The organism is Sphingomonas sp. Root241 (assembly GCF_001428865.1).
GTDB lineage: Bacteria > Pseudomonadota > Alphaproteobacteria > Sphingomonadales > Sphingomonadaceae > Sphingomonas.
In genome coordinates this window covers 428,926-444,827 of record NZ_LMIV01000002.1, presented here as the reverse complement: position 1 = coordinate 444,827, position 15,902 = coordinate 428,926, and the positions used below count along the sequence as shown (strand labels likewise).

The 15,902-nt window shown below is 66.6% G+C and carries 15 protein-coding genes; 7 read left to right on the top strand and 8 right to left on the bottom strand.

All coding sequences use genetic code 11. The annotated features are described in order from the left end of the window. Positions 1-42 precede the first annotated feature (42 nt). From ASE13_RS12725 to pheS, 4 genes are all read right to left on the bottom strand, one after another. Complete coding sequence (locus ASE13_RS12725; protein WP_056616297.1) at positions 43-921, bottom strand: aldose 1-epimerase family protein; 879 nt, start codon at positions 919-921, stop codon at positions 43-45. 3 nt (positions 922-924) lie between these two features. After that, complete coding sequence (locus ASE13_RS12720) at positions 925-1,668, bottom strand: SDR family NAD(P)-dependent oxidoreductase (RefSeq protein WP_056616294.1); 744 nt, start codon at positions 1,666-1,668, stop codon at positions 925-927. 169 nt (positions 1,669-1,837) lie between these two features. Next, a complete protein-coding gene (gene pheT, locus ASE13_RS12715) occupies positions 1,838-4,204 on the bottom strand; it encodes a phenylalanine--tRNA ligase subunit beta (protein WP_056616291.1) in 2,367 nt (788 codons plus the stop codon). After that, the gene (gene pheS / locus ASE13_RS12710; RefSeq protein WP_056616288.1) at positions 4,201-5,283 is read right to left on the bottom strand and encodes a phenylalanine--tRNA ligase subunit alpha; all 1,083 of its coding nucleotides are present in this window, start codon (positions 5,281-5,283) and stop codon (positions 4,201-4,203) included. Before pheS ends, pheT begins: the two co-directional genes overlap by 4 nt. Before the next feature lie 166 nt (positions 5,284-5,449). On the opposite strand from pheS, the gene ASE13_RS12705 reads away from it, so the two are divergent. Then, the gene (locus tag ASE13_RS12705) at positions 5,450-6,283 is read left to right on the top strand and encodes a class I SAM-dependent methyltransferase (protein ID WP_056616284.1); all 834 of its coding nucleotides are present in this window, start codon (positions 5,450-5,452) and stop codon (positions 6,281-6,283) included. On the opposite strand, the gene ASE13_RS12700 is transcribed toward ASE13_RS12705, so the two are convergent. From ASE13_RS12700 to rpmI, 3 genes are all read right to left on the bottom strand, one after another. Beyond that, entirely contained in the window at positions 6,280-6,897 is a 618-nt protein-coding gene (locus ASE13_RS12700; RefSeq protein ID WP_056616281.1) for a LysE family translocator, read from the bottom strand. The genes ASE13_RS12705 and ASE13_RS12700 overlap by 4 nt on opposite strands. A gap of 104 nt (positions 6,898-7,001) precedes the next feature. Next, positions 7,002-7,367, bottom strand: coding sequence for a 50S ribosomal protein L20 (gene rplT, locus ASE13_RS12695; RefSeq protein WP_056616278.1), 366 nt, complete (start codon positions 7,365-7,367; stop codon positions 7,002-7,004). Positions 7,368-7,382: 15 nt separating this feature from the next. Further along, positions 7,383-7,586 (bottom strand): 50S ribosomal protein L35, encoded by a 204-nt coding sequence (gene rpmI, locus ASE13_RS12690; protein ID WP_056616276.1) that lies wholly within the window; start codon positions 7,584-7,586, stop codon positions 7,383-7,385. Positions 7,587-7,746: 160 nt separating this feature from the next. On the opposite strand from rpmI, the gene ASE13_RS12685 reads away from it, so the two are divergent. Beyond that, the gene (locus tag ASE13_RS12685) at positions 7,747-9,867 is read left to right on the top strand and encodes an AsmA family protein (protein ID WP_056616273.1); all 2,121 of its coding nucleotides are present in this window, start codon (positions 7,747-7,749) and stop codon (positions 9,865-9,867) included. Between the two features lie 256 nt (positions 9,868-10,123). Next, positions 10,124-10,531, top strand: a complete 408-nt coding sequence (locus ASE13_RS12680) for a VOC family protein (protein ID WP_056616271.1) — start codon at positions 10,124-10,126, stop codon at positions 10,529-10,531. A 156-nt stretch (positions 10,532-10,687) separates the two neighbouring features. Here the strand turns inward: ASE13_RS12680 and hisN are convergent, their stop codons facing one another. After that, positions 10,688-11,470, bottom strand: a complete 783-nt coding sequence (gene hisN / locus ASE13_RS12675) for a histidinol-phosphatase (RefSeq protein WP_056616268.1) — start codon at positions 11,468-11,470, stop codon at positions 10,688-10,690. 66 nt (positions 11,471-11,536) lie between these two features. Here hisN and ASE13_RS12670 point away from each other — a divergent pair, with 66 nt between their 5' ends. The 4 genes from ASE13_RS12670 to ASE13_RS12655 all read left to right on the top strand — a co-directional run bounded on the left by ASE13_RS12670 (position 11,537) and on the right by ASE13_RS12655 (position 15,695). After that, on the top strand, positions 11,537-12,595 hold the full coding sequence (locus ASE13_RS12670) for a phospholipase A (RefSeq protein ID WP_056616265.1): 1,059 nt from the start codon (positions 11,537-11,539) through the stop codon (positions 12,593-12,595). A gap of 16 nt (positions 12,596-12,611) precedes the next feature. After that, the gene (locus ASE13_RS12665) at positions 12,612-13,160 is read left to right on the top strand and encodes a peroxiredoxin (protein WP_056616264.1); all 549 of its coding nucleotides are present in this window, start codon (positions 12,612-12,614) and stop codon (positions 13,158-13,160) included. Positions 13,161-13,283: 123 nt separating this feature from the next. Further along, the gene (locus ASE13_RS12660; RefSeq protein ID WP_056616261.1) at positions 13,284-14,315 is read left to right on the top strand and encodes a GGDEF domain-containing protein; all 1,032 of its coding nucleotides are present in this window, start codon (positions 13,284-13,286) and stop codon (positions 14,313-14,315) included. Positions 14,316-14,837: 522 nt separating this feature from the next. Next, positions 14,838-15,695 (top strand): SDR family oxidoreductase, encoded by an 858-nt coding sequence (locus tag ASE13_RS12655; RefSeq protein WP_056616259.1) that lies wholly within the window; start codon positions 14,838-14,840, stop codon positions 15,693-15,695. The last annotated feature ends 207 nt before the right edge of the window (positions 15,696-15,902 follow it).

The window sequence follows — 15,902 nt, the reverse complement described above, 5'->3', positions numbered from 1 at the left end:
AGAAGAAGGACCGCCCTTCGACAAGCTCAGGGCGAACGGAGGTTACGCGTCCAGCGTCACCTGCATGCTGAAGGTGCGGGCTTCGCCGGGCGCGAAGCGGAGGATGCCGGGCTTGTCCCAGATCTCGCCGTCGAAGCCTTGTCGGTCGGCGATGCCGTGCCACGGCTCGATGCAGACGAAGCGCGCGCCGGGCTTGGTCCAGATGCCGAGCTTCGGCATGCCGACAAAACCGATCTCGAGCCCCCGCCCTTCGCCGCCGTCATAGCGCAGCGACCGGCTTTCGAGACTGTCCCACACCAATGCATCGCGCGCGAACAGTTCATCGGCGAGCTTCAGTTCGCGCCCGTCGAGCGGGCTCGGCCAGGTCTCGGGCGCGATCCAGCCACCGGGCACAATCGCAGAGAGTTCGGCCGGCTCCTGCTTTTCGAAGACGATGCGGTGATCCGCACGTGGGCGGCCGAACGGCAGCGGCCAAGCAAAGGCCGGATGGAAGCCGAAGCTGGCGGGCATGTCGCGATCGCCGGTATTGGTCACGGTGATGTCCGTCGCCAGCGTCGCGCCGATGAAGGTAAACGCCGCGTCGAGCGTGAAGGCGAAGGGATAGACCGCACGGGTCTCGTCATTGTCGGACAGCCGGAACACCACGCGGTTCGCCGCCTGCTCGGTCAACGCGAACCTCTGCCGCCGAGCGAAGCCATGCTGCGGCAGCGGATATTCCTCTCCGTCGAGGCGGTATTTGTCGCCCATCAACCGTCCGACGATCGGGAAGAGCAACGGCGCGCGGCCCGCCCAGAATGCCGGATCGGCATCGGTCATCAGCTCACGCCCGTCGGCGACACGCAGGCTCGACAACTCCGCCCCCAGCGGGCTGATCGCGGCGTGAAGCCCCGCGCTCGCGATCTCGATCCAGTCGTCGGCCAAGGCTCAGCCCTCGCGGTGGACGAGGAAGGGCGACCAGGCCTGGTTGACCGGCATCAACTCGATCGTGTTGACGTTGAGGTGCGGCGGCTGCTGGGCGACCCACAGCATCGTCGCGGCGATGTCCTCGGCGGTCATCGGATCGACGCCGGCATAGACCTTGTCCGAAGTCTCCTGGCTGCCGGTGCGCACCAGCGTGAATTCGGTCTCGACCATGCCCGGCTCGATCGAGCAGACGCGCACGCCGGTGCCGATCAGGTCCGAGCGCAGATTGAGGCTGAACTGGCGCACGAACGCCTTGGTCGCGCCGTACACATTGCCGCCGGGATAGGGGTAATTCGCCGCCACCGAGGCAAGGTTGATGATCGCGCCTTTCCGCTCGATCAGCTGCGGCAACAATTTGTGCGTGACCGACACGAGCGCAGTGATGTTGGTGTCGATCATCGTCGTCCAGTTGGACAGCGACGCCTGCTGAGCCGGCTCCAGCCCCAGCGCGAGCCCGGCATTGTTGATCAGCAGGTCCACGCCGCGGAATGCCTCGGGCAGGTCATCGAGCGCCGCGTCGCGCGCGGCCCCGTCACGGATATCGAATTCTAGCGTGTGGAGCGCGTCGCCCAGTTCCGCCTGCAGCGCCGCCAGCCGATCGGCACGCCGCCCGGTGCCGATCACGTTCCACCCCGCCGCGACGAACGTCCGCGCGGCGGCTTCGCCGATGCCGGCCGTGACGCCGGTGATGAGAGCGGTGGGCATGCAATTCTCCGTATCCGTCATCCCGGACTTGTTCCGGGATCCACTAAGCCTCCCGCGAGACGCCGGAGCCTCCAATCCTGCCATTGCCTCCCGGTGGACCCCGGCACAAGCCTGTCCTGAGCGCCTGCCTTGCAGGCAGTCGAAGGGGCCGGGGTGACGGTCAGGGAGCTCAGCCCCGCAGCGTCGCGCCGAGCTTCGCCGCCGCGGCGACCACCTTGTCCGCCACCGCCTTGAGCTCCGCATCGGTGAAGCTCTTCTCGCCCGGCTGGAGCGTGACTTCGATGGCGAGGCTCTTCTGCCCCTCGGGCACGCCGGTGCCGGTGAAGATGTCGAACAGCCGCGCGTCGACGATCACCGCCTTGTCGGCGCCCTTCACCGTGCGGACCAGATCGCCCGCCGCCAGCTCGGCCGGCACGAGGAAGGCGAAGTCGCGGGTGACTGCCTGCAGCGCGGGAGGCGTGTAGGCCGGACGCATGAAGCCGCTTCCACGCTTGGCCGGAAGCGCATCGAGATAGATTTCCACCGCCGCGACATCGCCGTCGAGGTCGAACGCCTTGAGCACGCCGGGATGCACCATGCCGAATGCGGCGAGCACCGTCTTCGGCCCGAGCCGCAAGGTCGCCGACTGGCCCGGATGATAGACATCGCCCGCCTCCCCCATCACCTGCAGATTCGCCACCGGCGCTCCCGCGGCTTCGAGCAGCGCCAATGCCTCGGCCTTGGCATCGAACGCACCGAAACGTTGGCCCTTGCCGCCCTGCCAGCCGCGGGCCGAGCGGTCGCCCGCCAGCACCACGCCGAGCGTCAGCCGCTCCTTGTCGGCGAGGTAGCGCCGGCCGATCTCGAACAGCCGGACCCCGCTCGCGCCGCGCTTCACATTGCGCTCGGCCGCGGCGAGCAGGCCGGGCAGCAGCGACGGCCGCATGACCTTCATGTCCTCGCTGATCGGATTGGCGAGGCTCCACGCCCCCCCGCCGAACGGCGCGGCCTCGGCCTCGGAAATGAAGCTCCACGTCACCGCTTCGTTGAGTCCGCGCGCCGCGGCGGTGCGGCGAAGCTTGCGCTCCAGCTTCTGCTCGGGCGTGGCGGTCGGGCGGGCGACGCCGGGCACGCGGTCGAGCGGCGTCGGCGGCACCTTGTCGATGCCTTCGATGCGGATGACTTCCTCGACCAGATCGGCGGGGCCGTCCACGTCGCGGCGCCAGCTCGGCACCGTGACGTTCCAGTCGGCGCCGACCGTGAAGCCGAGGCTTTCGAGGATCGCCTTCTGCCGATCGGCCGGCACGGCGAGCCCGCCCAGCGTTTCGGCAAGGGCCGGATCATAGCGATAGCTGCGCGGCGTGGTCGGCGCCTGCCCGGCGCGCGTCACTTCGCTGGCGGTGCCGCCGCACAGGTCGACCACATAGCGCGCCGCGATCGCGATGCCGTCGTCGAGGAACGCAGGGTCCACCCCGCGTTCGAAGCGCGAACGCGCGTCGCTGGCCAAATTGAGCTTCTGGCCGGTGCGCGCAATGTGATCGGGATCGAAGAAGGCGCATTCGATCACCACGTCGGTGGTCGCCTCGGACACGCCGGTATCCTCGCCGCCCATGATCCCGCCGATGTCGTGCACGCCGGTATCGTCGGCGATCACCGTCACGCTCTCGTCGAGCGTATAGGTCTTCTCGTTGAGCGCGAGCACCTGCTCGCCGGCCTTCGCCTTGCGCACCACCAGCGCGCCGCTCAGCTTCGCCTTGTCATAGACGTGCAGCGGGCGGCCGAGATCGATCATCACATAATTGGTGATGTCGACCAGCGCCGAGATGGGGCGCTGGCCGATCGCCTTGAGGCGCTGCTGCATCCAGTCGGGCGAGGCGCCGTTGGTGACGCCGCTGACGGTCTGTCCGAAATAGGCCGGGCACCCCTCGGGCGCCTCGATCCGCACTTCGGGACCGGCGCCGCTGGTCGGCACCGGATCGACCTCGAGCGGCTTGAGCGTCCCCAGCCCCGCCGCGGCGAGATCGCGCGCGATGCCGCGTACGCCCATGCAATCCTGGCGGTTAGGGGTGATCGAGACGTCGATCACGGCGTCGTTGAGTCCCGCATAATCGGGATAGGGCATGCCGATCGGCGCATCGGCGGGGAGTTCGATGATTCCCTCATGATCGTCGCCGAGCTCGAGCTCGCGCGTCGAGCACATCATGCCGTTCGATTCGACGCCGCGGACCGCGGCGACCTTGAGCTGCATGCCGTTGGCCGGCACCACCGCGCCCGGAAGGCCGAGCACACCGACCAGCCCGGCGCGCGCATTGGGCGCGCCGCAGACGACCTGCAGCGGCGCACCTTCGCCGGTATCGACGGTCAGCACCTGCAATTTGTCGGCCTGAGGGTGACGCTCGGCAGTGAGCACTTTGGCGACGCGGAACGCCGCGAGCTTCTCGCCCGGATTCTCGACGCCTTCGACTTCGAGACCGACGCGCGTCAGCGCCTCGACCACGTCGTCGAGCGAAGCGGTCGTCTCGAGATGCTCCTTGAGCCAGTTCAGCGTGAACTTCATGCGCCGACTCCCCCGCTCAGCGTGGGCACGTCGAGCGCCGAGAAGCCGTAATGGCGCAGCCAGCGCAGGTCGCCGTCGAAGAAGGCGCGCAAGTCGTCCATCCCGTATTTGAGCATCGCCAGCCGGTCCACGCCGGTGCCGAACGCAAAGCCCTGCCATTCGTTCGGATCGAGCCCGCAGGCGGCGATCACCTTGGGGTGCACCATCCCGGAGCCCAGCACTTCCATCCAGCCTTCGGACCCGCCGATCACGCGTTTTCCGTTGACCACCGAATAGCCGACATCGACCTCGGCGCTGGGTTCGGTGAAAGGGAAATAGCTCGGCCGCAGCCGCAACACGATGTCGTCGCGCTCGAAAAACGCCTTCAGGAAGGTCTCGAGCGTCCACTTCAGGTGACCGAGCGTGATCCCCTTGTCGATCACCAGCCCTTCGATCTGGTGGAACATCGGCGTGTGCGTCGCATCCGAATCCGAGCGATAGACGCGGCCCGGCGCGATGATCCGGATCGGCGGCTTGTTGGCCAGCATCGTCCGGATCTGCACCGGCGAGGTGTGGGTGCGCAGCAGATGCTTCTGGCTGCCGTCGGCCTCGGGCGGGAAATAGAAAGTGTCGTGCATCGCCCGCGCCGGATGGCTCTCGGGGATGTTGAGCGCCGTGAAATTGTGCCAGTCGTCCTCGATCTCGGGACCCGTCGCGACGGCGAAGCCGAGGTCGGCGAAGATCTCCGCCAGCTCGTCCATCACCTGACTCACCGGATGCACCGAGCCCGCGGGAACCCCGTCGACCGGCAACGTCATGTCCAGCGTCTCGCTCGCCAGCCGCGCATCGAGCGCCAGCCGCTCGAGCACTGCCTTGCGATCGGCCAGCGCCGCGGTCACTGCCTCGCGCAGGCCGTGGATGCGCGGGCCCTGTTCCTGGCGCTCCTCGGGGCTCATCCCTCCGAGAGTCTTGAGCAGCCCGGTGATCGCGCCCTGCTTGCCGAGTGCATGGACGCGCAGCGCCTCGACGGCGTCGAGCCCGTTCGCGGCGTCGATCGAGGCGAGCAGGCCGCTGCGCAATTGTTCGAGATCGGTGGTCATGAAAAGGCCCGAACCCCAGAGTGCGCACGAGGTCAACCCTCCGCCGCAAGATTCGCCTCTGCACACGGCCCATCGCGGGGGCGGGGCAGGATGACGCAGCCCCCTTCTCGCCGGTCCGCGATCATGAGACGCCACCGCCGTCGACTTGTGTGCTTGGAGGCGACCGATGTTGATGCAGGCAAGGCTCGAAACCGTCGATTGTCCCTGCTGCGAGAGCGACGGGCACCGGCACTGGGCATCCGAGAACGGCTATGACGCCGTCAAATGCACCGGCTGCGGCACCGTCTATATCCGCGAGCGCCCACGCGCCGAGGACATCTCCGCCGCCGCGCGCGACGGCGTCCACCCGACCGAAGACGGCACGCTCGATCAGCGGCTGCGCCGCCAGGGCTGGAAGGTGCCTTTCTATGCCGGCATCGTCCGCCGCTTCTTCGAAGGCGAGAAGGGCCTGAGCTGGCTCGATGTGGGTGCCGGCAATGGCGAGTTCGTCGAGGCAGTGCAGCACGCGCTGCCCGATGCCAAGGCCAGCGGTATCGATCCGATGGAAGTGAAGGTCGCACGCGCACAGCAACGTGGCGTGCCGATCACCGCGCAGACGCTGGAGGAAGTGACCGGCAGCTACGACGTGATCTCGATCATCAACGTCTTCTCGCACGTCCCCGACTTCCAGCATTTCGGCGGGCTGATCCGCGCCCGGCTCAAGCCCGGCGGCTCGCTGTTCGTCGAGACCGGCAATGGCGGCGACCTGCCCTCGCGCGCCGATTATCCCGGCGAGTTGCTGCTCCCCGACCATCTCACCTTTTCGGGCATCGAGCAGATGAAGCAGACTCTCGGGCGCCTCGGCTTCAGGCGCATCGAGCATTTCAGCCGCCGCACCGATCATCCGCTCTGGGCCGCCAAGCAGATCGTGAAGAGCGCGCTCAAGGGCAAGCCGAAGCTGGTCCTCCCCTGGACGCGCAAGTTCCGGACGGTGTTCTACCGCGCCTATCTCGACGGCTAGACCCGGCTGCCGAGCAGCGCCCCGCCGAAGCCGATGAACATCACCCCCGTGGCGCGGTTGAACAGCTTCTGGCGGCTGGCCGGCGCGAGCCAGCCGGCCAGCGACCGCCCGCCCAGCGCATAGACGCCGTACCAGAAGCCCTCGATCACCACGAAGCTCGTCACCAGCACGCCGAGCTGGATCCAGAACGGCCGATTCGTGTCGAGGAACTGCGGAAACAGCGCCGCGGCGAAGATGATCAGCTTGGGATTGGACAGCCCGGTGGCCAACCCCGTCGCATACAGCGCCCCCGCCGAGCGCCGCGTGTGCGGATCGCTCGCCGCGGCGCCCACCGGCGCGCGCCACGCCTTGGTCCCCAGCCACACCAGATAGGCGACGCCGGCATAGCGCAGCACGTCGTACAGCCCCGGCGCCGCCTTGAGCAGAGCGCCGAGTCCCGCCGCCGAGGCGAGCAGGCAGAGCAGGACCGCGCTCATCAGCCCCGCCATCGAGAAAAGCGCGCGGCGCGGCCCGTGATGGATGCTCTGCACCATCACATGGAGCATGTTCGGCCCGGGCGTCCCCGCGATCAGGAACACGGCAGTGACATAGAGCCACCAGGTCTGCATCGCCATTTCGCTTGCCTCCCAAATCCAAACCGTCACCCCGGTGACCGCAGAAAGAAAAAGGGCGCCGGTGGTAACCACCGACGCCCCAAATCTTCTCGCTCTCGGTCGCCTCAGGCGGCCTGGGGCAGAGCCGCCTTCGCCTGCGCGACGATGGCGGTGAACGCCTCGCCTTCGTGCATCGCGATATCGGCCAGAACCTTCCGGTCGAGTTCGATGCCCGCGAGCTTGAGCCCGTGCATGAACTGCGAATAGGTCAGGCCTTCGGCGCGGACGCCGGCGTTGATGCGCTGGATCCAGAGACCACGGAAGGTCCGCTTCTTAACCTTGCGGTCGCGATACGCGTACTGGCCGGCCTTTTCGACGGCCTGCCGCGCGATGCGGATCGTGTTCTTGCGACGGCCGCGATAGCCCTTCGCCTGTTCCAGGATATTCTTGTGCTTGGCGCGGGTGGTAACACCCCGTTTGACGCGTGCCATGTCTGCTGGCCTCCCTTACTTCAGGCCGTACGGCGCCCACGCGATAACGCGGGCGGTATCGGCGTCGGCGAGCACGGAGGTGCCGCGATTCTGGCGGATGTACTTCGCGTTGTGCGAAATCAGGCGGTGGCGCTTGCCGGCGACTCCGTGCTTCACCTTGCCAGTGGCGGTGAGCTTGAAGCGCTTCTTGACGCCGCTCTTCGTCTTGAGCTTGGGCATTTTGGTCTCCTTGCTAACTCGAACGTGCGAACAGCCGCGGCAGCCCTTGATGGCCGGGCGTGTTCCTGACGTTCGAGGAAAGCGGGGCGCATAACCGAAGCCCTGCCGCAATGCAACCTGAGTCGGGAACCCCCGGAGGTTGCTGCGCTTTTCAGCCTTTATGGCAGAGGAACCACCGCCCCCGGCCAGCGGCGCTGCTCCGGCAAGGCCCGCACGTGCGCTCGGCACGCCGCTCGCCAGCGTCATCGCCGCCGTCACCACGATCCTCGGGCTGCTCGTCCTCGCCTGGACGATCCTGTTCGTCACCAAGGGCCGCTTCCTCAAGTCCAGCTTCGAAAAGGTCGTCGCGGCGCAGACGCATCGCAATGTGCACGTCGGTGGCGATTTCCAGCTCTATTTCGCGCCGTTCAACGTCAAGTTCCTCGCCGAGGGGCTGACCGTCTCCAATCCCGAATGGGCGGGGCGCGGCAATTTCTTCTCGGCGAAGAAGATCGATTCGCGCATCTCCACCTGGAGCCTGATCACCGGCAATCGGCGGATCAACTGGCTCGGGCTCGAGGACGGCCATGTCGACCTGCAATGGGACAAGGAAGGTCGGCGCAACACCTGGACCTTCAGCGAGGAAAAAGGCGAACCGCTCGACCTGCCGATCATCCGCCGCGCGCTCGTCCAGGGCACGATGATCCGCTATGTCGACCCGCGGATGCGGATCGCCGCGGGCATCCGCATCCACACCGTAGAGGCGCGGGACACCGCGTTCGCCAGCGCGATACGCTTCGACGGGAATGGCACCGCGCGAGGCACGCGTTTCACGCTCGCCGGCGCGCTGCTCACGCCCAACGCCACCGTCGCGGGCGGACAGAACCAGCTCCAGCTCCATATCGAGGGCGTCCGCACGCGGATCGACGTCGCGGGCACGCTTCCCGGCGCGACCGAGATCGAAGGCGCCGATCTCCACATGGATGCACGCGGGCAGAACCTCGCCGACGTCTTCTCGGTCGCGGGCATCGCCGTCCCCGACACGCGCAATTATCGGCTGCGTGCGGATCTCACCAAAAGCGGCGACGAATGGCGCTTCACGCGGCTGCGCGGCCGCTTCGGTGCCAGCGATCTCGCCGGCCGCTTCACCGTGGCGATGAAGGAGCCGCGCCTGCTGCTCACCGCGGACCTCACGACGCGCGTGCTCGACATCGTCGATGCCGGCCCGTTCATCGGCTACAGCCCGCAGGCATCGGCCGCGGGCGCAGTGGTGACGACCCAGGCCACCGGCACGCCGCGGATCCTTCCCGATGCCCCGCTCCGCGTCGAAGCGCTCAGGAACTTCGACGCCAAGGTCGACTGGAAGGTGCGCACCGTCCGCGCCAAGAGCCTGCCGGTCTCGAACATCACATTGGGGCTCGATCTGAACGACCGGCTGCTCAAGCTCAGCCCGCTCAATTTCTCGATGGCCCGCGGCACGGTCAATTCGGACATCACGATCAACGCGCGCCGCGATCCCGTTTTCACCGATTACGACATCCGCCTCTCGCCGACGCCGATGGGCGTGCTGCTCGCCGGGTTCGGTGTCGAGGAATCGGGCACCACCGGCACCTTGAAGGCGCGCGCGCAGATGACCGGATCGGGCAACAGCGTGCGCGATTCGCTCGCCAATTCGAACGGGCGCATCGCAGTGATCCTGCCCAAGGGCAGTTTCTGGACGCGCAACGTCCAGCTCTCCGAACTCGATATCGGCGTGTTCATCCAGAAGATGTTCGAGAAGAAACTGAAGGAGCCGGTGCAGATCAATTGCGGGCTGATCGGCTTCAGCGTGCGAAACGGGATCGCCGCGGCGGATCCGATCCTGATCGATACCGAGAAGAACGTGATGCTCGGCCGCGGCGGCTTCAGCTTCAAGAACGAGACGCTCGACCTGGCCTTCCGCGCCGACAGCAAGAAATTCAGCCTGTTCTCGGGCCAGTCGCCGGTGGGGATCGGCGGCTATTTCGCGCGGCCGAGTATCGACGTGATCAGCCCGGAGCTGGTCGGGCGCGCCGGCGCCGGCCTCGGCCTCGGCGTGCTCGCCAGCCCGTTCGCCGGAGTGATCGCATTCGTCGATGTCGGCGATGCCAAGGCGGCGGATTGCGGCCCGGTGCTCGCCGGTGCCTCGGCACGCGCCCAGCGCACCGACAAGGGCAAGCCCCGTGACGATGTCGGCAAGGGCACGACCGCCAAGTCCGAAAGCGGCAAGGCGTCGAAGGGCGAGCGCAAGGAACAGCGCAAGAAGTTCCTCGGCATCTTCTAAAATCCCTTCTCCCTTGATGGGAGAAGTCTGAAGGCTCCCCTCCCTGCAAGGGAGGGGCAGGGGGTGGCTGCGACCCCGGCGAAGGCCGGGGGAGCCCATCGACCTGCTCGGAAAAGAAGGAAAGCCCGGGCATCGAGCCCGGCTTTCCTTACCCACCCCTAACCCCTCCCTTGCAGGGAGGGGAACCTGAATATCGATACGGCTAGCGTCTCGCAGCGACTATACTCCCCACCAAACGACTCGAAGGAGAGCGAGCATGGCCGAGAATCAGGGCCCGATGGACGGCGTCACCGCGCATCTGACGATCCGCGAGGGCAAGGGCAGCGAAGCCGTCGAATTCTACAAGAAGGCGTTCGGCGCCGAGGAGCAGCTCCGCCACCTCGCCGACGACGGCAAGCGGATCATGCATTCGCATCTGAAGATCAACGGCGGTTCGGTGATGCTCAACGACGACTTCCCCGAATATACCGGCGGCATTTCGGTCCCCGCCGGCGTCACATTGCACCTCCAGACCGACGATGCCGACAAATGGTGGGAACGCGCCGTCGCCGCCGGCGCAACCGTACGCATGCCGCTCGACAACCAGTTCTGGGGCGATCGCTACGGCCAGGTCGTCGATCCGTTCGGCCACCATTGGTCGATCGGTGGGCCGGTGAAGGAATAAAGGCGCCTTATCTGCGCCGTTGCAATGTAGGATTTCACCTGCTTGGCTGGCGCAATGCCGCGTCGCAACGCCCTCCGCGCCGCCCCTGATTCGCTCGCCACATTCGGCCCGAGGCAAAGTTTACGAATGGACCGCGACTCCCGCAACTTTGCGGTGTCAATGTCCCCGACAGGCGAGTGCTTCGAGGATCTCCTCGATCCGCGCCGGATCGCCGGCGGCAATCACTTCGCCGTTGCTGCCGGCATGGAGCGGATCGCCTTGCCAGTCGCACATCCGCCCGCCCGCGCCCTCGACCACGGGCACCAGCGCCGCGAAGTCGTGAAGCTTGAGCCCCGCCTCGACGACGATATCGAGCCAGCCGCTGGCGACGCAGCCGTAATTATAGCAGTCGCCGCCGAGCACCGTGCTCATCACCGCGGCATCGAGATGCTCGAAGGCATGGAGCTGATCGTCATCGAACAAGGCGGGCGACGTCGTGCCGAGGATCGCGCCCTTGAGCTCGCGGCAGGCGCGCGCCTGCGCGGGTTTGCCGTTGAACAGCGTCGGGCGCCCTGCGACGCCGAGCCAGCGCTCGCCGATGATCGGCTGGTCGATCACGCCGAGCAAAGGCCAGCCGTCCTCGATCAGCGCGATCAGCGTCCCGAAGATCGGGCGGCCGGCGATGAAGGCGCGGGTGCCGTCGATCGGATCGAGCACCCATTGCCGGCCGCTGCTGCCTTCGCGTACGCCGAATTCCTCGCCGATGATCCCGTCCATCGGCCGTTCGGCGATGATCAGCCGGCGCATCGCCTCCTCGGCCTCGCGGTCGGCGAGCGTCACCGGCGACAGATCCTCCTTGGCCTCGAGCCCGAACGAGCCGCGGAAGCGCGGACGGATCGCCGCGCCCGCCGCATCGGCAAGGCGTTGGGCAAGTGCGACATCGGTCTCGGAAACAGGCATGACCGCTGCCCTACCCGCCCCTTTTTGACTCGCCAAGGTCACAAAGCGCTGCCAGTCGTTCCGCTTATGCGCCTCGTCCCGTTCGTCATCGGCATTTTCATCGCCATGCCCGCCGCCGCGCAGGTGCGTGCGGTGCCGGCCCAGCCGGCTTCCGAGCAGGAAGCTTTGCGCGGCGTCGAGGTCTTCCTCGTCAACGAGACAGCGGCGCCCGTCGCCGATGCCGGACCGCGCCAGATCGAAGTGACCGCAGTCGACGGCACGCGCCTCGTGCTCGAGCGCGCGCCCGGGCCGACCCCGACGATCGCGCCCGGCGGCTTCGCCAAGGCACGCTACGTTCCGGTGAGCATCGCCAGCGTCGCCATACCGCCCTCGGACCAGCATCCCGCGGCGAAGATCCCGGCCGAGGAGACCGTAGTCCAGAGCTCGACCGGCTCTTCAGCGGGGTTCCTCGATCGATTCGAACCGCACGAGCCCATCTACGGCGTGTTCGGCACCGGCGACGCGGGCGGCAAGCTCCAGATGAGCTTCGCCTTTCGCCCCTTCGCCGAGGACGCGCCGCTCAAGCTCGGCAATCTCCGCTTCGCTTATACCCAGACGATGTTCTGGGCGCTGAGCGAGCCCTCGGGCCCGTTCCGCTCGACCATTTATTCGCCCGAAGTCTATGCCGATATCCCCTTCGACGAGACCACCAGGGTCGCGCTCGGCTGGCGGCACGATTCGAACGGCCGCGGCATGGCCGATTCGATCGACGTCAATCGCATCTTCGGCCGCGTCGAGAAGAGCTTCGATCTCGGCGGCGACTGGCATCTCGATGTCGCGCCCCAGGCCTGGTTCTATGTCGGCCGGTTCGGCACTGCGCCCGACGCGAAGGACTATCTCGGTTACACTGCGCTCACCGCCGCGATCCGGCAGAAGGATGGGCTCAAGATCGCGCTCACCGGCCGGGGCAATTTCGAGACCAAGCGCGGCGGCGCCGAATTGTTCGCTTCATACCCGCTGGCCCCGATCGGCGGCGGCATCGGATTCTATCTCTTCGGCCAGGCCTTTACCGGCTATGGTGAGGCACTCGACGACTATCGACGAAACGACTCGCACGCGCGAATAGGGATCGCGCTGACCCGATAACCCAAGGAGTGATGCCATGCGGACCAAGCTTTTCCTCGCCGCCCTGCTCCTGCCGCTGTCGCTGCCGGTCGAGGCGGCGCTCGCCCCCGGCGCCGTGGCGCCCGACTTCAGCGCCGCGGGCGCGATGGCGGGCAAGCCGCTCAGCGTGAACCTCAAGGCGGCGCTGAAGAAGGGGCCGGTCGTCCTCTATTTCTTCCCGGCAGCGTTCACCGGCGGCTGCAATGTCGAGGCGGCGGCCTTTGCCGCGGCGCTCCCCGATTTCACCGCCGCCGGCGCGACCGTGATCGGGATGACCGCGGGCAATGTCGACAAGCTCGTCGCCTTTTCGAGCGAGCATTGCGCGGGCAAGTTCGCGGTAGCGGCGGCAAGCCCCGCCGTGATCAAGGGCTATGACGTGCTGCTCAAGAAGCCCGACGGCACGCCGACGACGATCACCAGCCGCACCAGCTATGTGATCGCCCCCAACGGCAAGATCCTGTTCGCCCATACCGACATGAACCCGAACGACCATATCAAGCTGACGCTGGACGCGGTCCGCAAATACAAGGCGGGAAAGCGGGGCTGATCGGCGCCCGGGTCTCATTTGCTCACCGGATGTTAGCAGTTGGCCATTAGGCACTGACCCAACAGATATGCGGGACGGGACCGCAAGGGATACCGCAACCGAGATGCACGGGGGTTAGTGGCTATGGTCGGCGCAAGGGCCGTCCGGGCGGCAAGTGAAAGCGATTCGCCGCGCCGTCTTTACGACCGGATCGGCGAATTCCTGGTCAATCAGCGGCTCGACCCCGATCCGGGCAACTATGCCTTCGCTTATCATCTGCTCGCCAATCCGGAGGGCCCGCTGGCCCGCGCGGTCCATGCGCTGACCGACGGCGGCGTCCGCCTCACCCAGCGCGACATCGAGACGCTGGGCTGCGATCTCCGTCCGGCCCAGAACGGCAAGGGCGCGAAGGAAAAGGCCGACGGCCTCGTCGCGCAGACCCAGATGCAGGTCGAAGGCTTCCAGGACATGGTCACGGCCATCCGCGCCGAGACCGAGGATTTCGGGCGCGATCTCGCCGCGAGCGCCGAAGCCATTTCGCGCTCCACCGACGCCGGCGGAGCGATCGCGATCGACGAGGTCGCCCGGATCACCGCCGCGATGATCGAGCGCGTCCACAGCACCGAAGCCCAGCTGGCACGCGCGACGTGCGAGGCCAGCGAGCTCCGCGAGAAGCTGGAGGAAGCGCGCGACAATGCCCGGCGCGATCCGCTCACCGATCTGCCCAACCGCCGCGCGCTCGAGGAAGCCTATGCCGCGCAGGCGGCATCCGGCACGCAGATCTGCGTCGCGGTTTGCGACGTCGATCATTTCAAGTCGGTCAACGATCGCTTCGGCCATGCCGTCGGCGATCGCGTCCTCAAGGCGATTGCCGAGGCGCTCGGCCAGACCTGCGCCGGACATCTGGTCGCGCGCTATGGCGGCGAGGAATTCGCGGTGCTCTTCACCGGAGTCGATCTCCGCACCGCACGCGACATTCTCGATACTGCCCGGGTCACGGTCGCGACCAAACGCTATCGGCTGCGCGAAAGCGACGCGCCGCTCGGCGAGATCACCTTTTCGGCCGGGATCGCCCCGGCGGCGGCGGGCGAAGGCCTGTCGACCGTGTTCCACCGCGCCGACCGGCTGCTCTACGCCGCCAAGACCGCGGGACGGAACTGCCTCCACATCGGGTGACCGATATCGGACAGTGATTGTCCGCTTCTGATTGGGATTCTACACCAACCTGGTGCGAATATTTTCCCAACTTTTCCACCCTTCCAAATGTCAATTGATACTTTTCAATGGCTTAATGGAGTTGGCACGCTCCCTGCTAATATCCTGGCATCGGCCGCCGGATGATCCGGAAGCCGCCAACCAGGGAGTAAGATCAATGACCGTTCGTCTCGACTCGTTCCACCGCACCCTCGCCGTCCTCGGCTCGGTTCTCTTCACTGTCGCTTTCGTGGTCTTCTCGACCCCCGTGGTTCCGATCGCATGAGCCGGCTCGCTCAAAAGGAGAAAATCACCATGGTACGCAGCATCATGCTTGGCCTGGTCTCGTTCGGCCTCACCGCGACGATGATCCTCGCCACCGCGACGCAGGGTTCGGCGCTCATCGCCTGAACCCTGCCCCGCCGCCCCCGGGCGGCGACGAGACGCGGAACCTCCGGCGTTCCGCACCGGTTCTCTCGGCAACCCCTCCACTGGAGCCAGCCGATGAGCGATACCGACACGATCGACATGATCCACGAGGACGCGCTGCCCGGACACGAGAGCGCGCTCGAGCCCAAGCCCGATTGGGAGCCCCGTTACCCCGGCTCCGGCCGATTGCGGGACAAGGTGGCGGTGATCACCGGCGCCGACAGCGGCATCGGCCGCGCCGTCGCCGCGCTCTATGCCCGCGAAGGCGCGCATGTCGCGATCCTCTACCTTTGCGAGCATGACGATGCCGCGATGACCGCGGACATCGTCCGCCAGGAAGGTCGCGAGGCGCTGACCATCGCCGGCGACATCGGCGACAAGGCGTTTTGCGACCAAGCGATCGCGCAAGTGATCGAGCGGTTCGGCCGCATCGACCTGCTGGTGAACAATGCCGGCGAGCAGCATCCCGACAAGGACATCACCGACATCACCGAAGAGCAGCTCAAGCGCACCTTCCAGACCAACATCTTCGGGATGTTCTTCCTCACCCAGGCGGCGATGCCGCACCTGAAGCAGGGCGCCGCGATCGTGAACTGCACCTCAGTGACGATGTACCAGGGCTCGAAGGAGCTGCTCGACTATTCGAGCACCAAGGGCGCGATCACGGCTTTCACGCGCAGCCTTTCCGAGAACCTCATCGAAAAGGGCATCCGCGTGAATGCCGTCGCCCCCGGGCCGATCTGGACCCCGCTCAACCCGATGGGCGGCGCTTCTCCCGAGAAGATCGAGCATTTCGGCGAGAACACGCCGATGGGCCGCCCCGGCCAGCCCAACGAAGTCGCGCCCTGCTTTCTGTTCCTCGCCTGCGAGGACGCCAGCTACATGTCGGGCCAGGTGCTCCATCCGAACGGCGGAACGGTCGTCAACGGCTGAGCGCTTAAATTGACTCTTTTTACGGAAACGCGCGCAATCTCGTAATTTTCTTTCCCATGCGTGGCGATGCCAAAGAGCGGCCGGGCAGCACCCGGCCGCTCCACTCAATCAGCTGAAATCCTACATTGCAAGGCGTGATGTCGAGTGGGATGCTGGGCGTAGCGCCATTTAGATTCCCCTCCCTACAAGGGAGGGGTTAGGGGTGGG

Coding starts and splice junctions, on each gene's coding strand:
- ASE13_RS12685 (WP_056616273.1), top strand. CDS start 7,747: ATGGCAGAGGAACCACCGCCCCCGGCCAGCGGCGCTGCTCCGGCAAGG.
- ASE13_RS12670 (WP_056616265.1), top strand. CDS start 11,537: ATGCGCCTCGTCCCGTTCGTCATCGGCATTTTCATCGCCATGCCCGCC.
- ASE13_RS12660 (WP_056616261.1), top strand. CDS start 13,284: ATGGTCGGCGCAAGGGCCGTCCGGGCGGCAAGTGAAAGCGATTCGCCG.
- hisN (WP_056616268.1), bottom strand. CDS start 11,470: ATGCCTGTTTCCGAGACCGATGTCGCACTTGCCCAACGCCTTGCCGAT.
- ASE13_RS12705 (WP_056616284.1), top strand. CDS start 5,450: ATGTTGATGCAGGCAAGGCTCGAAACCGTCGATTGTCCCTGCTGCGAG.
- ASE13_RS12655 (WP_056616259.1), top strand. CDS start 14,838: ATGAGCGATACCGACACGATCGACATGATCCACGAGGACGCGCTGCCC.
- ASE13_RS12700 (WP_056616281.1), bottom strand. CDS start 6,897: ATGGCGATGCAGACCTGGTGGCTCTATGTCACTGCCGTGTTCCTGATC.
- pheS (WP_056616288.1), bottom strand. CDS start 5,283: ATGACCACCGATCTCGAACAATTGCGCAGCGGCCTGCTCGCCTCGATC.
- rpmI (WP_056616276.1), bottom strand. CDS start 7,586: ATGCCCAAGCTCAAGACGAAGAGCGGCGTCAAGAAGCGCTTCAAGCTC.
- rplT (WP_056616278.1), bottom strand. CDS start 7,367: ATGGCACGCGTCAAACGGGGTGTTACCACCCGCGCCAAGCACAAGAAT.
- ASE13_RS12665 (WP_056616264.1), top strand. CDS start 12,612: ATGCGGACCAAGCTTTTCCTCGCCGCCCTGCTCCTGCCGCTGTCGCTG.
- pheT (WP_056616291.1), bottom strand. CDS start 4,204: ATGAAGTTCACGCTGAACTGGCTCAAGGAGCATCTCGAGACGACCGCT.
- ASE13_RS12720 (WP_056616294.1), bottom strand. CDS start 1,668: ATGCCCACCGCTCTCATCACCGGCGTCACGGCCGGCATCGGCGAAGCC.
- ASE13_RS12680 (WP_056616271.1), top strand. CDS start 10,124: ATGGCCGAGAATCAGGGCCCGATGGACGGCGTCACCGCGCATCTGACG.